17 protein-coding genes and 2 pseudogenes are annotated in these 22,689 nt (G+C 60.2%); 9 read left to right on the plus strand and 10 right to left on the minus strand.

Features of this window, described 5'->3' with window-relative positions:
• Positions 1 to 515: 515 nt before the first annotated feature.
• Positions 516 to 707 carry a hypothetical protein gene (locus tag E0W60_RS29035; protein ID WP_135706465.1) on the minus strand — a complete coding sequence of 64 codons (192 nt, stop codon included), beginning with the start codon at positions 705 to 707 and terminating at the stop codon, positions 516 to 518.
• An 882-nt stretch (positions 708 to 1,589) separates the two neighbouring features.
• Here E0W60_RS29035 and E0W60_RS29040 point away from each other — a divergent pair.
• On the plus strand, positions 1,590 to 4,178 hold the full coding sequence (locus tag E0W60_RS29040) for a Tn3 family transposase (protein WP_135706466.1): 2,589 nt from the start codon (positions 1,590 to 1,592) through the stop codon (positions 4,176 to 4,178).
• A gap of 737 nt (positions 4,179 to 4,915) precedes the next feature.
• On the opposite strand, the gene E0W60_RS29045 is transcribed toward E0W60_RS29040, so the two are convergent.
• On the minus strand, positions 4,916 to 5,827 hold the full coding sequence (locus tag E0W60_RS29045; protein ID WP_135706467.1) for a LysR family transcriptional regulator: 912 nt from the start codon (positions 5,825 to 5,827) through the stop codon (positions 4,916 to 4,918).
• A gap of 111 nt (positions 5,828 to 5,938) precedes the next feature.
• Between E0W60_RS29045 and E0W60_RS29050 the strand changes: the two genes are divergently transcribed.
• The 3 genes and pseudogenes from E0W60_RS29050 to E0W60_RS38125 form a co-directional block, all read left to right on the plus strand.
• On the plus strand, positions 5,939 to 7,105 hold the full coding sequence (locus tag E0W60_RS29050; RefSeq protein WP_135706468.1) for a mandelate racemase/muconate lactonizing enzyme family protein: 1,167 nt from the start codon (positions 5,939 to 5,941) through the stop codon (positions 7,103 to 7,105).
• A 35-nt stretch (positions 7,106 to 7,140) separates the two neighbouring features.
• The gene (locus E0W60_RS29055; protein WP_205751684.1) at positions 7,141 to 8,133 is read left to right on the plus strand and encodes a tripartite tricarboxylate transporter substrate-binding protein; all 993 of its coding nucleotides are present in this window, start codon (positions 7,141 to 7,143) and stop codon (positions 8,131 to 8,133) included.
• 493 nt (positions 8,134 to 8,626) lie between these two features.
• A pseudogene (locus E0W60_RS38125) lies at positions 8,627 to 8,806 on the plus strand (phosphate acyltransferase); the annotation flags it as partial.
• Positions 8,807 to 9,136: 330 nt separating this feature from the next.
• On the opposite strand, the gene E0W60_RS29070 reads toward E0W60_RS38125, so the two are convergent.
• The 7 genes from E0W60_RS29070 to E0W60_RS29100 all read right to left on the minus strand — a co-directional run bounded on the left by E0W60_RS29070 (position 9,137) and on the right by E0W60_RS29100 (position 15,508).
• Positions 9,137 to 10,285 (minus strand): CocE/NonD family hydrolase, encoded by a 1,149-nt coding sequence (locus E0W60_RS29070; protein ID WP_240746106.1) that lies wholly within the window; start codon positions 10,283 to 10,285, stop codon positions 9,137 to 9,139.
• 566 nt (positions 10,286 to 10,851) lie between these two features.
• A complete protein-coding gene (locus E0W60_RS29075) occupies positions 10,852 to 11,208 on the minus strand; it encodes a hypothetical protein (RefSeq protein ID WP_135706470.1) in 357 nt (118 codons plus the stop codon).
• 71 nt (positions 11,209 to 11,279) lie between these two features.
• Entirely contained in the window at positions 11,280 to 11,522 is a 243-nt protein-coding gene (locus E0W60_RS29080; RefSeq protein ID WP_240746107.1) for a hypothetical protein, read from the minus strand.
• 62 nt (positions 11,523 to 11,584) lie between these two features.
• On the minus strand, positions 11,585 to 11,944 hold the full coding sequence (locus tag E0W60_RS29085; protein ID WP_135706471.1) for a YidH family protein: 360 nt from the start codon (positions 11,942 to 11,944) through the stop codon (positions 11,585 to 11,587).
• Positions 11,945 to 12,135: 191 nt separating this feature from the next.
• On the minus strand, positions 12,136 to 13,110 hold the full coding sequence (locus tag E0W60_RS29090; protein ID WP_135706472.1) for an IS5 family transposase: 975 nt from the start codon (positions 13,108 to 13,110) through the stop codon (positions 12,136 to 12,138).
• 74 nt (positions 13,111 to 13,184) lie between these two features.
• Positions 13,185 to 14,426 (minus strand): CaiB/BaiF CoA transferase family protein, encoded by a 1,242-nt coding sequence (locus E0W60_RS29095; RefSeq protein WP_135706473.1) that lies wholly within the window; start codon positions 14,424 to 14,426, stop codon positions 13,185 to 13,187.
• Between the two features lie 113 nt (positions 14,427 to 14,539).
• Positions 14,540 to 15,508, minus strand: a complete 969-nt coding sequence (locus tag E0W60_RS29100; RefSeq protein WP_135706474.1) for a Bug family tripartite tricarboxylate transporter substrate binding protein — start codon at positions 15,506 to 15,508, stop codon at positions 14,540 to 14,542.
• A 149-nt stretch (positions 15,509 to 15,657) separates the two neighbouring features.
• Here E0W60_RS29100 and E0W60_RS29105 point away from each other — a divergent pair, with 149 nt between their 5' ends.
• A complete protein-coding gene (locus E0W60_RS29105) occupies positions 15,658 to 16,551 on the plus strand; it encodes a LysR family transcriptional regulator (protein WP_135706475.1) in 894 nt (297 codons plus the stop codon).
• 28 nt (positions 16,552 to 16,579) lie between these two features.
• Here the strand turns inward: E0W60_RS29105 and E0W60_RS29110 are convergent, their stop codons facing one another.
• Entirely contained in the window at positions 16,580 to 17,536 is a 957-nt protein-coding gene (locus E0W60_RS29110) for a LysR family transcriptional regulator (RefSeq protein ID WP_135706476.1), read from the minus strand.
• Positions 17,537 to 17,721: 185 nt separating this feature from the next.
• Here E0W60_RS29110 and E0W60_RS29115 point away from each other — a divergent pair, with 185 nt between their 5' ends.
• The 4 genes and pseudogenes from E0W60_RS29115 (at position 17,722) to E0W60_RS29130 (ending at position 22,160) form a co-directional block, all read left to right on the plus strand.
• On the plus strand, positions 17,722 to 19,248 hold the full coding sequence (locus E0W60_RS29115) for a CoA-acylating methylmalonate-semialdehyde dehydrogenase (protein WP_135706477.1): 1,527 nt from the start codon (positions 17,722 to 17,724) through the stop codon (positions 19,246 to 19,248).
• A gap of 80 nt (positions 19,249 to 19,328) precedes the next feature.
• Positions 19,329 to 20,234, plus strand: coding sequence for a 3-hydroxyisobutyrate dehydrogenase (gene mmsB, locus E0W60_RS29120; RefSeq protein WP_135706478.1), 906 nt, complete (start codon positions 19,329 to 19,331; stop codon positions 20,232 to 20,234).
• Positions 20,231 to 21,001, plus strand: a complete 771-nt coding sequence (locus tag E0W60_RS29125; protein ID WP_135706479.1) for an enoyl-CoA hydratase — start codon at positions 20,231 to 20,233, stop codon at positions 20,999 to 21,001. The genes mmsB and E0W60_RS29125 overlap by 4 nt, the downstream gene beginning before the upstream one ends.
• A gap of 9 nt (positions 21,002 to 21,010) precedes the next feature.
• Positions 21,011 to 22,160, plus strand: a pseudogene (locus E0W60_RS29130) (enoyl-CoA hydratase/isomerase family protein).
• The last annotated feature ends 529 nt before the right edge of the window (positions 22,161 to 22,689 follow it).

The raw sequence follows: 22,689 nt of genomic DNA on the forward strand, positions 1-22,689 counted from the left end.
AGGGAAGCTTTTTTTGTTTCGCGGCGTTGCGTGCCAGTGGAGGGAAGATGCTGCTACTGGCAGCTACGCTTGTGCGGAACTTTGGGGTGACGTTTCGCAAGGGATATCCGCTTTCTCCGGTGGCACCCAGGCGTTGATTGATCGGCTGGAGTGAGGGGCCGAACGGTATGGGAGGAGGGCTATGAGAGTCCGAGTTCTTCGTTGGCGTCTCGCCACACAAGCTGCATCGATTAGTGTCGCAGGGCTGTTTACGACCCTTCTCTGTCATTTGACAGCGCTGAGATTAATGTCCGTTGACAGGATAGGAGCCGCCAGAAACCAGGCCGGTCGCCAGGGGCGACTCGAAAACAAAAAGTTACGGAATAGCCGCCGAAGGACCGCGCATGGGCTACGGCGGCATCACCCCGCCGGGCTGATGCACATTTGCTGATAGGCGCTGCCGGCGCCGACATCGCCAATAGGATGCCGGTCGACCAACGCACGATGGCAAGAAGTCGGCCGGCAAGGCGCTGCCGTCAGTACTTCGGGACTGGGCGGGCCCCACCTGCCCAGTCATGCGTGTACTGATAGACGTTCTGGATGTAGTCTGCGAGGCGCTGGTCGATCTGGCCGCCCTTGATGGCGGACATTTCGACGCAATCTAGGACTTCGATGGCCGGCAGGTCATGAATGACAATGGTCGCGCGTTCATTGGTTTGGGTAGTCATGATGAAGCTCCTTTGCTCAGGTCGAGTTAGTGAGCATTGGATGTCGCGGTTGCCGTGTCCCTTGCTCACTAGTCGTATTGCATGGCGCGTGCCAGTGTCTTGGTGTGCGTACGTCGCCACCGGATTGGGCCCACAGGGAGCGATAGGCGACGATTCGACTACCGTGATGTGGGTGGGAAACCAACAGACGCTGTCTCTACGTTGGGCCGTACCAGACGGTCCCGATGAAGTGAGATTTTGGTGGGCGACATCGTCAATCACGACGCCGGACTTCAGCGCCTTCACCTAGTCCATAACCGTGGTCCGGAGTGCCGTGCGCAAGGGATTGGGTTGCCGACTCACAAGATCCCCGTGCTGCCTGCTGAATGCCCGGTGGCCTCCATTAAAGGGCTGAAGGACGCGAACGTGCTCCCCAGGCGGGCCGGCCAGCCCAAGGTGAAGCGAGAGTGCTTCCGCCCTTCTAACGAAGGTGGCAAAGATCTGTGCTGCCTAGAAAGGACGCTGCTCACCATTCTCAATCAGATAAGCCGGGACAGCCGCTCGGCCGATGAAAGTGAGGTGCGTCGTTGGCGGGCCAAAGTCCCTTGTCACTAGAGGAGCGGACATTCGAATGACTCGGTGCGCGATGACCAAAGTCGCTTGCTGGCCGACAAGCGCCGTCCCCGAGTGAAGCCGGGCTGTTTGCGACAAGGCGCGTCCGGCATTTTTGGCCACTACTAAGTCTGTTGACGCAGGGCGGAAGGGGGGAATCGTCCTTTTCTTGCCGATTGATACGGTTATCACAATCAGCCCCGAGTCCCCTGCCCATTCGTTGACGTTATTGCGGCCATCCGAGCACTTGTCGTACAGTTTTGACCCGAACGACACCCCGAAAAGTGGTAGATGTCGGCATTTGCGTATCGCTACGTTGGCAGGGAAGAGTTGCCTGCCCGCTTGACAGAGTTTGACCTGCAGCAGTTCTTTCAGCTCACCAGTGCTGACATCGCGGCAATATGGGAGCGGTTTCGGGCCGACAGATTCGCCGCCGTCGGCCTGCAGCTCGTTTGCCTCCGGGCCTTCGGTCGGCCGTTGGACCGGTTTGCTGTCGTTCCGCGCAATCTCCTTCAGTACGTGTGCGAAGCTTTCTCCGCGCCGTTGCTGTCGATTGCCAGCCTGAAGTCACTGTACCAACGACGTCCGACGTTGTACGAGCATCAGCAATGGGTCAAGGAGCACCTTGGCATCAAGCCGTTTGATGTCACCAGCCAGACCGCTTTGCAAGAGATGCTCCGCGTACAAGCTGCCGCTGCGGCAGACGTGGATGAGCTTGTCACCACCGCTCAGCGATGGCTCTACGATCGCTGCCGCCTCATTCCCGGCCAGCGCCAGATCACCGACATGGCACAGCATGCATTTTCCGCCTACGAGGCGCAAATGCTCGCAGTGGTCAGCCGACGCAGCCAGGATCTGTTCCGACGCGCGGCCAGCACGGCGCAGTCGACGCACACCCGTTCCGCTGTGGAAGACAGGCAGCAGGCGCTCAAGGCCAAGGCCGTCCTGCAAGACAAGAGCAAGCCGACCGAGCAGCGAGTGGATGAAGCCCTGGAGCACCTGGCCATCGTCACCGACGCGGCGCATTCGAGCTTTGCGTCACACGTGCGCGCGGCGCTGACCGGTGACCATCAGCGGATTCACGCTCTGCTGTCGGGACTGGAAGGCCTGGAATTCGGCAGCAGGGAGGACGATGCCGGCTTTGCGAACCTCAAGGCGTGGCGCGACCTGCAGACCAGGAAGCTCAATGCTCTTCCAGAAGACTTTACGGAGACCGGCGTTGGCACAGCGTGGCATGACCTCGTCCATGATCCTGACCCAAAGCGCCGCTATCAGGCCTTCTCTGCCTGCACGATGATGTCGCTACGAAATAGCCTGCGTCGGGGCAGCGTATGGATTGACCACTCGATGCGCTTTCGTGATGCCGACCAAATGCTCATCCCTGCCAAGGAGTGGGAGCGCGACCGTGTCAAGTATCTCGGGCTATTGGGCCTGCCAGCCGCGGCTGATACCTTCATCGAACAGCTACTGGATACGCTTCGTGCTGGTGTGGCTGCGGTGGCCGAGGCCTCCGCTAAAGGCAAGATCGAAATTGGAGACGATGGCATGCTTCACCTGCCGGCGATTGTGGCGCTGGAGCAGGACGATGAGCCGCGCCGCACGCGCGACTTGATCTACAAGACAATCGGCGAAGTGCAGTTCCCAGACCTATTGCTGGAGGTCGACGCCTCGACCAATTTCAGCGAGGTGCTGCTTGGGCACCGGGCGAAGTCCGTGGCCGAACTGCTGTCGACCTACGCGGCCTTGCTCGCCCATGGCACCGAGATCGATGCCATGGGCATTGCTGCGATGATTCCCGGTATCGACACCGCCCAGGTGTCACTTGCCATGCGGGCGCTGGAGACCCATGGTCGTTTGCGCCGGGCCAACGAGGTGGTGGCTGAATTTCAAGGAAAGATCCCATTAGCCACGCACTGGGGCACCGGAAAGAAGGCATCGGCCGACATGATGTCACTAGACGTTTCACGACATCTGTGGATCGCCCGTGTTGATCCACGTCGACGCACCTACGCGACCGGCATCTACACCCACGTGCTCGACAAGTGGGGCATCGTCTATGACCAACCGATTGTCTTGAACGAGCGTCAGGCTGGGGTGGCCATCGAGGGCGTAGAGCAGCACAACCGCAGCGAGGACCGTATCCGCCTGTCGTTACTGGCAGTGGACACGCACGGCTACACGAACGCCGCGATGGCCTGGGCCAAGGGCTTGAGTTTCGATCTATGCCCGCGGCTGCGCGATCTGTCGGAGCGCAAACTGTATCTGCCGGCAGAGTTTAAAGTGCCAGAAGGTATCGAGCGTGTCACCACGAAGCGATTGTCCTTGAGAGCCATACGCCTGGGTTGGGACAATTTCCTACGGGTGCTGGCATCGATCCGTATCGGCCGCATTAGCGCTGAGCTCGCCATGCAACGGTTGGGCGGCGCTGCCCGGACCAACAAGGCACACAAAGCTGCCGAGCATCTCGGCCGGCTGTTGCGTAGCATCTTCCTGTGCGACTACGTGACCATTGAAGACTTCCGCCGCGAAATCCATACGTTGCTCAGCCAAGGGGAGTCGGTGCACCAGTTGCAGCGCGCGATCCATGCTGGCCGGGTGCCACACGAACGCGGCCGGCGAGGCGATGAGATGACGGCGATCTCGGGGGCGCACGCGCTTCTGACCAACATCGTTCTGGCGTGGAATACCAACCGCATGAACGATGTCGTCGAGCGACTTCGCAAGGGGGGCACGAATATCGAGGACGCTTGGCTGCGCCGCATGGGGCCGGGGCATTCCGGGCACATCAACTTCCGGGGGATCCTCAGCTTCGGTGTCGAGCGCTACATTGACTCGCTGATCCAAGGCAGTGGCGCAACAACCCGACAGGCTATGGCATAACTGCCATCGAACGCCGCAGAGCAAAATCTGCCACAGATTGGCACACAGCAGTGTCTCGAGACCGAAATACGGCAGCACCTTCGCAGCGGCAGCTACGACAGCAGTTTCGCAGGCTGGCCAGGCATACTGGCTGCCAACCGCGTACCAATCGGCAAAGAAAGGACGGTGCAGCGCGAAACGAAGAATCGCTAAGTCATTGTTCTAGAACGTCTTTTTAAGCCTGACCGTATCATTCTGCTGCAAAAGGACGATTACCCCAGGATGTGGAATTTGCCCGCCTTTGATGACAGATCGACAGGCCAAGCGCTCCCGACTTCAACCTCATCTTTGCTGATTCGTGCTGCATGGCGCACATAGAAATTTGAGCTCTCTCTCTGGCCGGGGGCGGAGTCACGAGGTTATCCGGGGCGCAGGGAAGGGTGCATTCTCTCGATAAATCAAAGGGTTGCCAGAGATGTGGCGGAATTTCTGCGAATCCCGGCCGGACCTCAGGTAAGCGACGGCCGCTGTGCGCGAAAGACGTTTCTTAGCCCACGGGAAAATCCAAGGGAAGGGGATGGAGGCTGGACTTCGCAGGTGACAGCGGCGCATGAGTCTCCATCAATAGTTTCACGATCTCGAAATTACGCCTGCTGTCTCTAGACGACCCGTAACGGTCGTCGGGCGGGCGTACTCCGAGTGTCTGCAGTACGGCCGGTAGCGGCCGCAGAATTCTGGGCGGCCGCCTTCTGTCGCCCCTATCCCTTCTTTTCAAGCGACTTCTGAAACGTCTCTACTAAAAAGTCAATGAAGGCACGCGCGCGTGCTGTCTGATTGCGGCGCTGCGAGTAGTAGACAAAGAGATCCGCAGATGGCAGTTTGAATTGCGGTAAGACGACTCGCAATCGGCCGCTCTCCAGATACTTTGCCAAGTCCCACTCGGAACGGATCAGGATGCCGTGCCCGTCGAGCGCCCAGCCGAGAACGATATCCCCGTCGTTGCTGGATAGCGCCCCGGTGACCTTAACGCTTTCGTGATGCCCCGCCTGCTCGAAGCGCCAGATGGTGTGGGCTTCGTCGTTCTGTCGGTGAATGATGCAGCGATGCTTGTGAAGCTCGGACAATGACTGCGGTGACCCGAATTTGTCCAGGTAGACCGGCGAAGCGCATAGGAAACGACGGTTCGACATGATCCGCCTTGCGCTCAGCCGGTTATCCGGCAGCGTTCCGAACCGGATCGCCAGGTCGACACCACTGTCAACCAGGTCTACGGGGCGATCCGTGACTTCGAGTTGCACCTCCACCTGTGAATAGCGCTTTGCAAACTCGGACACCAGAGGAGCAATGGTGGTCCGTCCGAAGCCGAGTGTTGCATTGACGCGGAGCAGTCCGCGCGGTTCGGCTCCGCTGCTTGCCACAACGCTCTCCATCTCCCGGAGGTCCGCCAGGATCCTCTGGGCATATGCCAGGTAGGTCTCGCCTTCGTTCGTCAGGCTGATGCGCCGCGTGGTGCGATTCACCAGACGGACACCAAGGCGGCTTTCCATCAGTGCCAGCCGCTTTGTCGCTGCGGGGGGCGTCAGATCCAGTTCGCGCGCTGCGGCCGCTAACGAGCCGTGCCGGGCGATCAGGACGAAGAACTCCAGTTCGGACGCGATTTCAGTCTTCACTTTGAGCGAATAATGAAATGAAAGTGATTCAATTGTAGTACACCATTCCGCACCTAAGCTACGTACTCCGACGCGCCCAGCGTTCAAGTAATGTGAGTCAGGAGACACACTGTGAGAGTCGTAGAAATCCGCGAGAAGACCTTCCCGATCAACTCGCCCATCCGCAATGCCTACATCGATTTCAGCAAGATGACGCTGAGCCTCGTCGCCGTGGTCACCGACGTGATCCGCGACGGCAAGCCCGTGGTCGGCTACGGCTTCAACTCCAACGGTCGCTATGGCCAAGGCACCCTGATGCGTGAGCGGTTCATTCCGCGCATCCTGGAAGCCGATCCGGAGTCGCTGGTCGACGCCACCGGCAACAACCTGGATCCGCACAAGATCTGGGACACCATGTTCAAGAACGAGAAGCCGGGCGGCCATGGCGAGCGATCGGTGGCCATCGGCACCATCGACATGGCGGTCTGGGATGCTGTCGCCAAGATCGAAGGCAAGCCCTTGTTCCAGTTGCTGGCCGACCGCTATGGCAACGGGCAGGCGGACCGCAAGGTGTTCGTCTACGCCGCCGGCGGTTACTACTATCCCGGCCAGGATCACGGCAAGCTGAAGGACGAGATGCGCAGCTACATCGACCGCGGCTACACCGTGGTCAAGAAGAAGATCGGCGGCGCGTCGCTGGACGAGGATCTGCGACGCATCGACTCGATTCTGAGCGTGCTGCAGGATGGTCAGAAGCTCGCCGTCGATGCCAATGGGCGCTTCGACCTCGACACCGCCATCCAGTACGCCAAGGCGCTTTCCCAATACGATCTGTTCTGGTACGAGGAGCCGGGCGATCCGTTGGACTTCGAGCTGCAAGCGACGCTGCGCAACTACTATGACAAGCCGATGGCCACCGGCGAAGACCTGTTCTCGATGCAGGACGCCCGCAACCTGATTCGCTACGGCGGCATGCGCCCGGATCGCGACTACCTGCAATTTGACTGCGCGCTCAGCTATGGCCTGGTCGAATACCTGCGCACGCTTGACATGCTCAAGCAGCACGGCTGGTCGGCCACCCGCTGCATTCCGCATGGCGGCCACCAGATGTCACTGAATATCGCAGCGGGCTTGGGCCTGGGGGGCAATGAAAGCTATCCCGACCTGTTCCAGCCGTTTGGCGGCTTCCCCGATGGCGTCAAGGTCGAGAAGGGCTACCTCACGATGCCCGACCTGCCCGGTATTGGCTTCGAAGGCAAGTCAGACCTGTATAGCGTGATGCGGCAGCTGTCGGCTTAAGCCGCAGCAATTCAAAAACATAAACGGAGACAACCATGTGGATCAAGCAAGCGGCCGCCCGCGCCGCAACCCTATGCATTTTCAGCGGCCTCTTCGTCACGTCCGGCTACGCCCGTGCCGAATATCCGGAGAAGCCTGTCACCTTGGTTGTCCCGTTCGTGGCTGGAGGCCCGAGCGACAAGATCGCACGAGACGTCGCCGAATCGCTGCGGAAAACACTCGGCACCACGGTTGTCGTCGAGAATACCGCTGGTGCAGGCGGTACCATCGGTACGGCTCGTGTCGCCCGGGCGACCCCGGATGGCTATACGCTGCTGGTCCACCATATCGGCCTGGCGACAGCTCCCGCGTTGTACAAGAAGCTCGGCTACAAGACCTCGGACCTGGAATTCCTGGGGCTGATCAACGAGGCTCCGTCGACACTGATCGGCAAGAACGCCCTGCCGCCGAACAACATGCCCGAACTCAAGAAGTTTATTGCGGCGAATGGCGGAAAGCTGAACCTGGCCAACGCGGGCGTGGGCTCTGCGTCGCACCTCTGTAGCCTGCTGCTGCAAAGCACGCTGAAAAGCGACATGACCTTTGTCCCGTACAAGGGAACGGCGCCCGCGATGTCCGACATCATGGGTGGGCAAATCGATCTGATGTGCGAGCAGGCCACCAACAGTACGCCACAGATCGAAGCCAAGAAGGTCAAGGCGTTTGGGGTGACAAGTGCCCAACGCTCGACGGTGCCGGCGTTGGCGGGCATTCCGCCCCTCAACGAAGCCGGCTTGCCGGGATTCAACTTCACCGTCTGGCACGGTTTGTATGCGCCTCGCGGTACCCCGGCAGCCGTACTCGAGAAAATCAACAAGGCCCTGCGCGCAGCGCTGAAGGATCCGGCGTTAATCAAACGTGAAGAGGCATTGGGCATCACGGTTGTCACCGACGACCGTCTCTCACCGGCAGGCCATAAGAAGTTCTTCAACGAAGAAGTTAATCGGTGGACGAAAGTCATCACGGACGCTGGCATTCAGCCGGAGTGACTGCATTGCGCTCCCCACCGGCCGGGGCACCTGGTCTGGTGCCGTCCCGTCCTTTTCCAACATTCTTGATCGCCACGCGGCTCCGATGTACTGGAGCTGCCATAGGGCCCCGTGCGACCCTCCAGGTGAGGTCAACGAGCCCGCACTGCACCACGTACCAACCACTAGTAGCTGGGTCCCGGCCGCCAACGCCGCCGGAACGAAGCACTGCCGGAACTCCACATGAACACCAGGACTGCTGCACCGAGCTTGCGCGAAGCCGCGCTTGAATATCACGAGTATCCTTCGCCGGGCAAACTGACCGTCTCGCCGACGAAGCAATTGCTGAACCAACGCGACCTATCCCTTGCCTACTCTCGATCTCCTCACAAGGGCAAGCAACCCCCGGAGAGTCGATGTCTTTGACATCGAGCTCAACGAGAGTGACCCTGAAAAGCTGGTGGAAGTGATCGCCGCACTGGAGCCGACGTTTGGCGGCATCAACCTGGAGGTCGTACTCATCCTGCCGAACATCGACGCGGCTAACATTTCATACAATTTCCTAAAGGCCGCTGCCGGCAACAATGTTGCCATCGGTCCCATCCTGCTTGGCGCAGCCAAGCCGGTGCACGTACTTACTGAATCCGCTACGGTGCGGCGAATTGTCAACGTGGCTGCTCTGTTGGTGGCCGAGGCCGGCGATCATCACCTGTCCGGCCCAGGTGGGTACGGCATAACAGTGGTACAAAGCGTTTATTCTGAGTATGCAGCCTCGGCTGGCGTACGCATCCCTCACGGGATTAGGGCTGAAGGCTCTGCCCGAAGCTGAGCGCCCACTGAACCTTTAGCAAGGCTATGCCGTTTGAGAACTGGGCCGCCGCTCAACAAGGCAAGGCTGCGTCACGTCCGCGGCTCTGGGATTCGTCAAACAGGGCAAGGTCACATCAATGTCGTTTCGGGTAGTGCGTCCATACAATTAGACTTGACGTTCGCGCATCACCTTAGCCGGCCCGGAAGGCTCTACCTAACGCGCTACAACCATTGGGGCACGAACATATGCGTCTTTACCGAGCGTCACAGTGACTGTGCCGGCGGGTGAGTCCGAGGCGACAATCTTGTCCGAGCTTACGACTGAAAGAACCATGCTATCGCCTGGCTGAAAAGCGTAAAACTTGCTAGGAACGCTGATCTTATAAAGGTATGTTCGACCTGGCACGCGAGGAGATGGGCCCGCGTCAGATTCAAGGTGACTTGCCTTCTTGTACGCCGCCCAACCGAGGTTTATTTGCTCTCCATTGCGACGCGCGTAAATGTTGGCGATCACATTTGCATCTGAAGCAGTAAAACTGAGCGGCAAGCTGATCTCAACGGGCCCTGCAAGGGTTGTAGCGCTGGAAAACGTTGTGGCAAGCGTCAACCCAGTGGTGTTTCCGCTCGTATCAATCGCATATTGGAGCGTGCCAGCCGATGGAGCGTTCTGCTCAAGACCACTATTGGTAAGGTAGAAAGTCTTCGGCTCACTCGATTTTGGGGGCCAGGCAGCGAAGCCATCCCAATCTTGACCCTGCAACCCTTTCAATGCCACCTTAGGTGTCTCCGGCACGTTCGGCATGTCGGCAACCCAGCGATCGAACCAAGCCAAATACACGTTCTTGAGTTCCGGGGACGTCTGTTCAGGGACGCTATGTGGCCAGGGTCCGATCACTGTAGCAACATTTGATCTATCCCCGATTACCGCATTGCGGTTGTCATAGTAGGCCATCATAAAGTCTTGCAGTCCCTGTACGAACAGCATCGGGACCTTGATGGAGGCAACATCTACCGCGCGAGCTGCCCAGTAGTCATCAAAATTCGGGTGCGAGGTAAACGCTGCGGTCATTCGCGCAGAGCAAGTCGGTTCGCCCGCTGCGGAAGAGCAATTAGCGATAACGGGAAGAGTAGAGCCACCGCGGACGTCCTGGATACCCCCCGGATAAGCCCATTGGTATTGATCGCGAACCCCCATGACAGGAATCGAAGCGGCCAGATGTGGTGGCATTTGACCGGCCACAGCCAAAGACATGATGCCTCCATAGCTCGATCCGATCTGTCCCACCTTCCCGGTTGACCAGTTCTGCGCAGCAATCCACTCGATCACGTCGTACCCATCTCGTGCCTCCTGTGTCGAGAACATATCCACGTCCGCCTTGCTCTCAGGACCGGTCGGGCTGCCCCCGTTAGTTCCTTGGGCGCCACGAGTGTTGCACCATAGAACTGGCATAACCCTTCCGTGCAAAATCACGGAGATCGTTACCCGCACTCGCGAGCTTGCGTCCGTAGGCGGTGAAGTTGATAAGCAGGCCCGGAAAGCGGCCTAGCGCCGGCACGCCATTTGCGCCAGGGCGGTACAGGTCGCATGTAAGTTGAAAGCCGTCACGCATGGGCACAAGAATGTCCGGCTGTGCGATGGACTCGTAGGAGTCCGCCCGCGTGTAGGTTAGAAGCGGTTGGACTCGAACACGTGCTGCTGCGTCCTGCTCTGTCCCGCTCGGTGCGTTGTCGCCACCTCCGCAAGCCGTTAGCAATGCTGTGGTTGCTATGCAACGCGCGAGTGCGCTGACGTCGAGGGGGAGTCTGTTAACCAACGATTCGTTCCGCATTGTTGTCTCCGTTTGAAGGTAAATGCTCTCCATGAGAGGCCAGAATGCCCGGGGTCTCAATCAACCTTGGCTGCGGACTGGACGACGATCTTTCCTTGCTTCACAGGATCCCTGGATAATCCGGGGTAAGGCGCACACGGGTTTCATGCGCCGTCGTCTCGACTGGCACGCCAATCAATGTGGTTGTCATCCGGTGATTGCAGGTGAAAACGGCGCGGTTCCCAGTGATCCTGCAAATGGGAACACAAGCCGCTGCGCGGGTGGTCACGCGCAGCAGTTGCAGAAACTTCTCAGTGACCTCAGTCGATCCGCACGCCGACTCGGTGACGACCTTTCTCGATCTGGCGAAATCCTGCCGGATGATGCGCGCGAACACGCGCTTGTGTGTGGCCGCGGCGATCGGCTTCATCTTCCCGGCTTCGATGTGCAGCACAGCTAAGCCTTTTGCGAACTTCAAGCGATTGCCACAGTGAAAGCGGGCGATGCACTATCCCGCCTAAAGCGTCCCCGGAATTACGTGAGATTCAACTATCGGCTTTCGATGGTGATGACGGCTGCGAAGCAAGCAAGCAAGACAGTGCTGATGACGGTGAGCATGACCGCGGCATGCGGTGAACGTGGGACCGCCACACGCATGAGCGAGCGATCGCGATACCAGCTCACCGCATACATAAACAATGCACCCATAACCACCAGCGCAGACACACACCGTAGTGCCACTGATTGGGCTTGCACCGCAGAACGTACGAGCAGGGCGCCATTTAGCAACATGGAAAGCGCTGTACGCCTCCATGCCAGTCCTGTGCGCTCCGGTTGAACTCCAGGATCGCCGTTCACTGTAGCTTCGCCAGCAGTCCGACGGTGAGCAAAATCGCGACGCAGCTAATCGCTACGCTAAGCAGAGGAATGCCTACAGAAGAAGGAAGCGGACTGCGATGACGCATCGCAATTTCGTTCCCCTGCCAGCGGAAGTATGCAAATCCTCCCATTCCAGCCGCCAACAACGACAGCGCGATCGCGACTACTCCTAAGACGGGTTTCGGCTCCATGTGAGCGGAGAACTGGTCGAGTACAATGCCCCCGGCCAAGACAGCGAGGGCGGTGCGAACCCAAGCGAGAAACGTGCGTTCGTTTGCAAGGGTAAATCGATAGTCCGGTTCTGCGCCACTCCTTTGCCACTGTGGTCTATTCATACTATTCGGCTTTCCTCAGACATCTCGCTGGTTCCTGGCACCTAAGGCTATGCTGAACAAGCCGCGTGAATTGGTGCGTTCAGACTGATAAGAACGTGTGCGGGCGAAAAACTCGGCTCTGATGACGAGAATTTTCCTACCGCATCCCCAAATGGGGCGTGTTGGCGGAGCACTTGCCCCACATTCGCCCTTTACGGACGGACTGCTCCCATCAAATGCCCTCGGCTGAGGTACAGATTGGCCAGCGCCAGGGCCGTGAAGGCCCGGCCCGCATTCTTCTTCAAGCCACGGTAGCGTACTTTGGTGAAGCCCCACAGGCGTTTGACTACGGCGAAGACATGCTCGACCCGAGCACGGATCTTCGATTTGTTGCGGTTCTTCCCACGTTGCACTTCGTCAATCTGCCCGTTCTTGCGGGTACGCTGATTGGTGAAGTCCTTGGCGCGGGGCGCCTTGGACGCGATCAGCGCCTGCTGACTGGCGTAGGCGCTATCGCCATAGACTCGCTGCTCCTGCCCATGTAATAGCCGGGGCAGCGCATGTTTGTCGTGGACATTAGCCGGCGTCACGACTGCCGAATGGGCCAACCCACTCTGGCTGTCCACGCCGATGTGCAGCTTCATTCCAAAAAACCACTGCTGTCCTTTCCGGGTCTGATGCATCTCGGGGTCGCGTGCCTTCTCCTTGTTCTTCGTCGAGCTGGGTGCGCCGATGATCGTGGCATCCACAATGGTGCCGGTCTTCAGCTTCACGCCACTTGCCTGCAGGACTCGGCCAACCTCAGCAAACAGCCTCTCGGCAAGCTGGTGCTTCTCCAGCAGGCGGCGAAACTTCAGCAGCGTGGTGGCATCCGGCACCGGTTCACGACCCAAGTCAATCCCGACGAAGCGGCGCAGGCTGGCGCTGTCATATAGCGCCTCCTCGCAGGCCAGATCCGCCAAGTTGAACCAGTGCTGCAAAAAGTGGATGCGCAGCATCCGTTCCAGGCCAATAGGCGGCCGGCCGTTGCCCGCCTTCGGATAGTACGGCTCGATCACGGCGCACAATGCTGCCCACGGCACGATCGTCTCCATCGTCGCCAGAAAGGCCTCGCGTCGCGTTGGCTTGCGGTATTGCTCGAATCCTGCCCCTTGATCTGCACCCGCCGCCAACGTCATCTGCTTCATGTTCATCTCTTCGCGCTCGTGATTCTTCAGATAACGCTTACTCTCACGAACTGGAGGACTTAATCAGCATTGCCCTAAATCACATTTTTCATCTTCAATTCTGCAATTTTGTCGGGCGTCAAGCCTACCTGTTGAGTGAGGATTTCATCATTGTGCTCGCCTTGACCCGGGCCGCTTCGCCAGACACATCCGGGCGTAGCTGAGAAGCGCGGCACTACATTTTGCATATGAATACTTCCAAAATCCGAGTCTTCGACAGACACGATGGCTTCCCTAGCCTTGAAATGCACGTCGTTAAAGACATCTTCTATGGAATTCACTCGACTAAAGCTCACGTCATGCTCCGTTAGGATGGAAGAAATCTCTACTTCAGTTCGCTCAATAAACCATTGGCGAACGATCGTTTCAATTTCTCCGCGATTCTCCAAACGCGCTACGTTCGTATTGAACCGTGGGTCTACAAGGAGGTCTTGTCGATTCAGCGCCTTTGCAAACCTGGCAAACACCGGTGGCGCGCTGACTGCGAGCGCAATCCACTTTCCATCCCGCGTGGAATACACATCGCTCGGCGATGAGTAGGCATTGAGGTTGCCGGTACGTTCGCGGACGACACCGAGTTGGTCGTACTCAACTGCCAGAAAATCCAGTGCTCGAAACATTGCTTCTGTTGCCGATAGATCGATTTCCTGGCCCGGTCGCCCAGGTGCTGCATTTCGGTGTACTAGAGCAGCCGAGACCGAAAGCGCTCCAAACACACCAGCTAGCGCATCTGAAACGGGATATCCGGAGAACATAGGCGGTCCATCCGGCCGCCCACAGAGATAGGCGAAACCAGACATCGACTCAAAGATTCGCGCGAAACCCGGTCGGCCGCGATATGGGCCCGTCTGGCCGAATCCAGTGATGCGGAGAATTATCAGATGTGGATTGATTTCGAAAAGGCGGTCTTTGCCAAAACCCCAGCGCTCGAGCGTGTCAGGTCGAAAGTTCTCCACCAGGACATCCTGACTTGCCAGCAAGTGTTCGAAAATTTCCTTGCCTTCTTCAGTGCGAAGGTCAAGTGTGATTCCCTTTTTATTCCGGTTAGTGACCTTCGACCACAACGAGATGCCTTCCTTGTGAGGTGGCATGTGGCGGATATGGTCTCCTGCGCCGGGCACTTCAACCTTGATGACGTCGGCCCCATAGTCGGCCAGTAGTCCGGCAGCAAATGGCGCTGCCACGACTGTCGATATATCGAGGACTTTCACCCCTAACAAGGGGCCGCAGGGCGCGCGCTTTGCCGTCGGTTTGGATTTGCTCGTCGCATTTTTCATCTCTGTTGCCTCTCGATATTGGCCTTTGCTGGCACGCAAAGTACACCTTTGAACAGTATTGCTGCCATTAGTGGCGGGGGGGCCTTTACCGTAGTGCGCCCTTCCGACCCCTGTCATTCAACGCGCGCTCCCGAGTCGCGCACAACCTTGCCCCACAATGCGAATTCACGTTTCAGAATGGCGCTCAAGGCGTCCGAGTTCCCGGCCCGGGGCACTGCGCCAAGTGTCCGCAGCCGCTCGCCGAATGCGGGATCTTTAACAGTGTTGACCACTTGTTTGCTGAGTCGAAGGACTATGTCTTGATGAGTTCCCTTTGGCGCCACCAGTCCGAGCCAGGGAGTAAACGCTGCACCCGCCATGCCGGCCTCGGCAAGGGTTGGAACTTGCGGCAAAAATGCTAGTCGAGAGTCGCTTGATACGGCGAGGGGTTTCAGGCGCTTGCTTTGGATGTGGGGCAAGGTAACCGCCACGGTGTCAAGACCCAGATCGATGTTGCCGGCTAGAAGATCCGTCATTGCACGAGTACTTCCCTGGTACGGCACGTGTAGCATGTCAATTCCTGCCTGACGTTTGAGCACTTCCATACCAAGGTGGGACAGCGTGCCATTACCGGACGAGGAGTACTTCAGCCGCCCCGGGTTCGCCTTTGCGTACGTCGTCATGTCGGACACGGTGTTGAACGGCTCGGATGGATGGGCTACAAGAAGCATCGGCATGTCAGCCACGGTTGCAACCGGTTCAAAATCCCGGAGAGTGTCATAGCCCACTGTCTTGTACAGATGCGGGTTGACGACAAGCGAGGCCGTCGCGGAAAGCATCAGGGTGTACCCGTCTGCCGGGGATTTTGCGAGCGCCGCAAGTGCGATGCTTCCGCCTTGTCCCGCCTTGTTCTCTACGACCACCGGCTGACCAAGCGTCCTTAGCCGCTCGGCCAGCAGGCGAGCCACGATGTCAGTTGCTTGACCCGCAGGGAATCCAACCAGTAATTTGATGGGCTTGTCCGGGTACCGACTCGGTTGCCCAAACACGTGGCCTGTGAGCATCGTGGCCGCGATGGCCGTGATGAAATCGCGTCTTTGCATGGCTTGTCTCCCCCTGCTTTTGGACTGTCAGATGATCCCTGTTTCCTTCTTCGATGGCTCATTATGTGCAAGGCGGTAGCATTGCAGAATCCTCAACTCTCGCAAACCAGCTATACTGAATTGGCAAGACGTGACTGGGAGACTAACGCGTGGATTTTGATGTTTTGCGAGGCTTTGTCACCATTGCCGAGCTGGGCAGCTTATCCAAGGCCTCTGCGGCGCTTGGGGTTGCACAGTCGGCGCTCAGCCGGCAGCTTTCGGCCCTTGAATCTGAAATCGGCGGACGCCTATTTCATCGCACCGGCCGCGGGGTGACGCTAACGGAGACTGGAGCTTCGATGTTGCCTCGTGCGCGTGGGCTACTCTCGGACGCCCAAGCTATGGTTGATGAGGCGGCTAATGTGATGCACTCGCCTAGCGGGCTGGTTTCAATTGGATTGGTTCCTGCATGGTCGAGCCCCCTTAGCGGACAGCTAGTCTCCTGGCAGCGAAACAACCACCCAGGAATCCGCCTACGCATTTATGAGGGTTATAGCGGAGAGATTGAGGAGTGGCTCACGAATGGTCGAATAGATGTTGGCATATTCAACCGATACCGCCCGGCCGGGCAGGAAGAAGCCATACTGACCAGCTCGATGTATCTGATAGCCCGTTCCGACGATTTGAGCATCGGTGACGAGTGCAAGCTTAAGGCCTTGGCAGGGCTACCGCTTGCGTTGATGACGCGACCCAACGCTTTCCGTATGTTGCTAGAAGAGAACTGCAACCGAGATGGTGTCTTGTTAAATTTGCAGCTTGAAGCCGATTCCGCCACTGCCATCAAAGGAGCGGTTCTAACCGGAGGGCTCTACAGCGTTCTGCCGTTGCACAGTATCACCGTTGAGCGGCAGATGGGCATTTTGCGTGGCATTCCAATTGTGGATCCGTCCATCAAGCAGAGCACGCTGCTTAAGACGACTACACATCATCCTTTGACCGCAGCAACTCGCGAAGTATGGAGGGCGCTGCCAGGCCTGCTGAAGTCGATTGTAGATGCGCTTTAACTAGCGTCTGCTTTTACGCACGGCGCCCTCACATCGCCGCAACAAAGCGGATTTCCCCTTCCTCCCCGGCCAGGAGGGCACGGTTCGCCTCTGCGGCCGCACGGAGGTAGTCCCACAAGACCGTAATACGGCGCAACTTGCGCAGATCCTCCCGGCAATACAACCAGAAGCAGCGGGTCAGTACCACCTCATCGGGCAGCACCGGCACCAGCGCCGGCTGCTGCGCGGCAATGAAACATGGCAGGATCGCAAGCCCACCGCCCTGCATCGCGGCGAAATATTGCGCAATTACGCTGGTGGTACGTAACCCGGCCGTGGCGCCTGGCACGGTCCGCTCCAGGTATAGCAATTCGCTGCTGAACGCGAGGTCATCCACGTAGCTGACAAAGGCGTGCTCGGGGAGGTCTGCCTTGCTCTTGATGGCGGGGTGGCTCGCAAGGTACTCACGCGAGGCATAAAGTCGTAACTGGTAGTCGCAAAGCTTCGTGCAGACATATGGCCCTCGGTCGGGGCGCTCGATGGTGATTGCCAGATCGGCCTCCCGCTTAGTCAGGCTGACGAAATGCGGGACTGGCAGCAGATCTACCGTGACATAGGGATGGGCGGCGCGGAAGCGAGTCAACTGCGGCGCCAGGAAAAAACAGCCAAAGCCTTCCGTCGAGCCGATCCGCACATGACCGGAAAGGGCATGCCCGGTGTTGGCCACCTGATCGCAGGCAGACTGTACGGTGGTCTCCATAGCGTCTGCGTAGGCGACAAGTTGCTGCCCTTCGGCAGTGAGCGTAAAGCCGCCGGACCGTGACTTATCGAACAGGAGCGTACCCATAGCCTCCTCCAGTATGCGGATGCGGCGGGCTACGGTCGTGTAGTCGACACCCAGGCGCTTGGCTGCACCGCTGGCGCGCTGGGTACGGGCCACTTCAAGGAAGAAGCGCAGGTCGTCCCAATTGAGCTTGCCCGGGACCAGGTCGGTTTGTTTTTGCATGGGAAGGATCTTGATCTCGCAGTGGCGGCTGCGATGGCTCGCACCGACATGCATTTTTACACAACCGTCCAGCCAATTTATCGCTACATCATGGTTGTTTGCATAACTATACTCGGCCGAAACCTTGCACGCCTGCAGGCTGCTAGGGAACAACGGAGTTCAACTACCATATCCGGAGATTTTTCATGAACGCTGCCGTACCTCAAGCCACCCTCCAGCTCCCTACCGCCAAACTACTGATCGAGGGAAAGTTCGTCGACTCGCATACCCATGAGTGGGGCAACGTCGTTAATCCGGCCACTCAGGAAGTCATCGGTCGCGTACCCTACGCCACCGTGGACGAAATCGACGCCGCCATTGGCTCGGCCCAGCGCGCATTCCAGACCTGGCGACACACGTCCATCGGCACGCGCCTGCGCATCATGCTGAAGTTCCAGGATCTGGTGCGCCGCAATCTCGAACGGATCGCCCGCACGCTCACTGCCGAACAAGGCAAGACACTGCCCGATGCGCAGGGCGACATCTTTCGAGGACTGGAAGTGGTGGAGCATGCCTGCTCCATCGGCACGCTACAGCAAGGCGAATTCTCGGAGAATGTGGCCGGTGGCGTCGATACTTACACGCTGCGCCAGCCGATCGGCGTGTGCGCCGGCATCACGCCCTTCAACTTCCCGGGCATGATCCCGTTGTGGATGTTCCCCATGGCGATCGTGTGCGGAAACACCTTCGTGCTCAAGCCGTCTGAACAGGATCCTCTGTCCACGATGGAACTGGTGGAACTGGCCATGGAAGCGGGCCTCCCCGCCGGCGTCTTGAACGTAGTGCATGGCGGAAAAACCGCAGTGGACATGCTGTGCACCCATCCGGATGTCAAGGCAATTTCCTTTGTCGGCTCGACCCATGTCGGCACGCACGTCTACAACCTGGGCAGCAAGCATGGCAAGCGTGTCCAGTCGATGATGGGCGCGAAGAACCACGCCGTAGTACTGCCTGACGCCAATCGCGAGCAGACTATCAACGCACTGGTGGGTGCCGGCTTCGGCGCGGCAGGGCAGCGCTGCATGGCCACCTCCGTCGTTGTGCTGGTAGGCCAGTCGCGCGAATGGCTGCCCGATCTGGTGGAAAAGGCCAAGCTGCTCAGGGTGAGCGCCGGCCACGAGGCGGGCACTGATGTCGGACCGGTCATCTCGAAGACCGCACACGCGCGCATTACGGGCCTCATCGAGGAGGGCGTGCAGGCAGGCGCCACACTGCTGCTGGACGGGCGCGGCGTCAAGGTGCCCGGCTACGAAAAGGGTAATTTCATCGGCCCGACCATCTTCTCCGGCGTGAACACCGACATGTCGATCTATACGCAGGAGATCTTCGGTCCGGTGGTGGTGGTGCTTGAAGTCGACTCGCTGGACGAAGCCATTGCGCTAATCAACCGCAACCCGATGGGCAACGGCGTTGGCCTGTTCACGCAAAGCGGCGCCGCGGCGCGCAAGTTCCAGAGCGAGATCGATGTCGGCCAGGTCGGCATCAACATCTCGATCCCGGTGCCGGTGCCCTACTTCAGCTTCACCGGTTCGCGCGGCTCCAAGCTGGGCGACCTGGGGCCGTACGGCAAGCAGGTGGTGCAGTTCTATACGCAAACCAAGACTGTGACGGCGCGGTGGTTCGATGACGCGACAGTGAGTGACGGAGTGAATACGACGATCAGCTTGAAGTGAGAACGGCTTCCTCCCTCTCCGGCAAGCGGAGAGGGAGGTAAGACAAGCACAAGTTGAGACCTATCACGAAGGAGACCCCCATGCATATCGCCTTCATCGGCCTGGGCAACATGGGCGCGCCCATGGCGCGCAACCTGCTCAAAGCCGGCCATACCCTGACCGTGTTCGACCTCAATGCCGCCACCGTCGCCGCGCTATGCGCCGACGGCGCAGCCAGTGCAGACACCGCGCGCAAGGCTGTGGCGGAAGCGGATTTTGTCATCACCATGCTGCCCGCCGCCGCACACGTGCGCAGCGCCTACCTTGGCGAAGACGGCGTGCTCGCCGGCGTGCGCCCGGGCGTGCCGCTGGTTGATTCCAGCACCATCGATCCGGCCACCGTGCGCGAGCTGGCCGCCGCCGCCGAGGCGCACGGCAATTCTCTGGCCGATGCCCCCGTCTCCGGCGGCACCGGCGGCGCTCAGGCCGGCACGCTGACCTTCATGGTCGGTGCCACCGAAACCCTGTTCGCTCAGGTGCGCCCGGTGCTGGCCAGCATGGGCCGCAACCTGGTCCACTGCGGCGGCACTGGCACCGGCCAGGTCGCCAAGATCTGCAACAACCTGATCCTGGGTATTTCGATGATCGGCGTGTCCGAGGCGATGGCGCTGGGCGTGAAGCTCGGCATCGACGCCAACGTGCTGGCCGGCATCGTCAATACCTCGACCGGGCGCTGCTGGTCGTCGGACACTTATAACCCCTACCCCGGGGTGATTGAGGCCGCCCCGGCCGGCCGTGGCTACACCGGTGGCTTTGGCGCCGACCTGATGCTCAAGGACCTGGGCCTGGCCGCCGATGCCGCACGCAGCGTGAAGCAGCCGCTGTTCCTGGGCACGCTGGCACAGCAGGTCTACCAGGCCATGAGCCACGCCGGCGAAGGCCAGCTCGATTTCTCCGGCGTGATCCGCCAGTACCTGTCCGCCACCGACAAGAAGCGCCAGCCATGATCGAATTCGCCCTCGATGGCCACGTCGCCACGCTGACGCTGAGCCGCCCGCCCGCCAACGCCTTCACCGCCGACGGCCTGCAGCAGCTGCGCGATCTGGTGGCGATGATCGACGCCAACCCCGAGATTCGCGCCGTCGTTGTCACCGGTGCTGGCGAGAAATTCTTCAGCGCCGGCGCCGATCTGAACGGCTTCGCCGACGGTGATCGTGCCCATGCGCGCGCGATGGCGCAGCAGTTCGGCAGTGCCTTCGAAGCGCTGCAGAACGCGCGCCCCGTGGTCATCGCCGCCATCAACGGCTACGCGATGGGTGGCGGCCTGGAATGCGCGCTGGCCTGCGATATCCGCCTCGCCGAGGAACACGCGCAGATGGCACTGCCCGAAGCCGCCGTGGGCCTGCTGCCGTGCGGCTGCGGCACGCAGACGCTGCCGTGGCTGGTCGGCGAAGGCTGGGCCAAGCGCATGATCCTGACCAACGAACGCGTCGACGCGGCCACCGCGCTGCGCATCGGCCTGGTCGAGCAAGTAGTGCCCCGCGGACAGGCGCTGTCCACCGCGCTGGAGATGGCGCAGCGCGCCGGCAAGGTCAGCCCGCGCGCCGCCGCCTACAGCAAGCAGCTGGTGCACCTGGCACGTCAGGGCGTGCCGCGCCAGGCAGCACTGGCGCTGGAGCGCGAGCGCTTTGTCGACCTGTTCGACGGCGCCGACCAGCGCGAAGGCGTCAACGCCTTCCTCGAGAAACGCGCGCCGCAATGGCGCAACGCCTAGGAGCCCGCCATGCGCCTGACCGAACCGGCCATCTCGCGGCGCAAGGCCGGCACGCAGGATGCCGCCGAGCCCGAGGTTCTGTTTGACGTCGTCAACGGCGTCGGCATTGCCACGCTGAACCGGCCGCGCCACCTCAATGCGCTCTCGTACCGGATGATCATCGCGCTGGGCGCGCAGCTGGAAGCGTGGGCGCAGGACGGCGCTATCCGCGCCGTCGTGCTGCGCGGCGCGGGTCCAAAGGCCTTCTGTGCCGGCGGCGATATCCGCGCGCTGTACGACAGCTACCGCGACGGCACGCCGCTGCACCGGCGCTTCTTTATCGACGAATACACGCTGGACTACCGCCTGCACCGCTATCCCAAGCCGCTGGTGGCGCTGATGGACGGCGTCGTCATGGGCGGCGGCATGGGGCTGGCACAGGCCGCGCACCTGCGCATCGTCACCGAGCGCTCGCGCGTGGCCATGCCGGAGACGGGCATCGGGCTGGTGCCGGATGTCGGTGCCAGCCATTTCATGTCGAAGCTGCCGGTGCAGTTGGCGCTGTATCTCGGCCTGACCGGCGTCACCATTGGTGCCGCCGACGCACTGCTGTGCGGCCTGGCCGATGCCGCGGTCGACAGCGGCGCGCTGGCCGGGCTGGAGCAGACACTGGCCGGCATCGCCTGGGGCGACGACGTGCTCGCCGACCTGCGCCATGCGCTGGTGCGCGAACCCGTGACAAGCGCCGCCGACGCACCGCTGCTGCGTGCTGCCCGCGCTGCTGCGCCACTTCCCCGCGCATGCCACATTGCCGGAAATCCTGGCCGGCCTGGCGTGCCAGGACGATCCGCTCTACACCGCCTGGGCCACGCGCACCATCGACGTGCTGCGTACGCGCTCGCCGCTGTCGGCGTGTGCCACACGTGAACTGCTGCTGCGCGGCCGGCGCATGGACCTCGCCGACTGCTTCCGCATGGAGCTGGCAGTGGTGGTCAACACCTTCTCGCAAGGGGATTTCATCGAAGGCGTGCGCGCGCTGATCGTCGACAAGGACAATGCTCCACGGTGGCGTATCACCACCTATGACGCCGTGGGCAAGGATGCCGTGCAGGCGCTGTTTTCTGCCTGGTGGACCGCGGGCGAACAGCCGCTACCGTTGAAAGGGTCGTGCCTGAGTTAGCGAAGGCTGTGCGCCACAGTGTGTTACAGACGGAAATGTTGGTCGCGGTAGCGGCCCACCACCGTCTCGCTCGGGCGGCCCTGCGCAGTTCTGCCGGCAGCTGGCGCGCCAGCGCCGCTTCGGCCTCGGCGCGTTCGGCCCGGCGCCGCGCCGAGGCCAACTCCGCCTGCAGCGCGTCCGGGTCATGCGCGGCTTGCGACCAGTTGTTGTCAATATTCAACTGCAGAGAGCCTGTTTCGTTGTGGTTTCGGTGCTTTCGGCAAATGAAGCTGTCCTTTCTGACCGCTGTGTAGCACTGTACGGCCGTCCAACGCATGGTCGCGAGTGGGCGTACCTGGCCGGTTGTCGACGCTGAAGGCAGTCAGACTGTCGCGGTCGCGGCGGCTGGCCAAGTGTGGTAGCCCGTGGTGCAGGCCTTTTTATTGACCTTGCGACTCCTGCCGCCATGTCGGAATGCCGTCGTCGAAACTATCGAACCATTCCCGGATCGCGTCGGCCACAACGCTTGGATCGCAAGTGTCGGCATCCG

Source organism: Cupriavidus oxalaticus, assembly GCF_004768545.1.
GTDB lineage: Bacteria > Pseudomonadota > Gammaproteobacteria > Burkholderiales > Burkholderiaceae > Cupriavidus > Cupriavidus oxalaticus_A.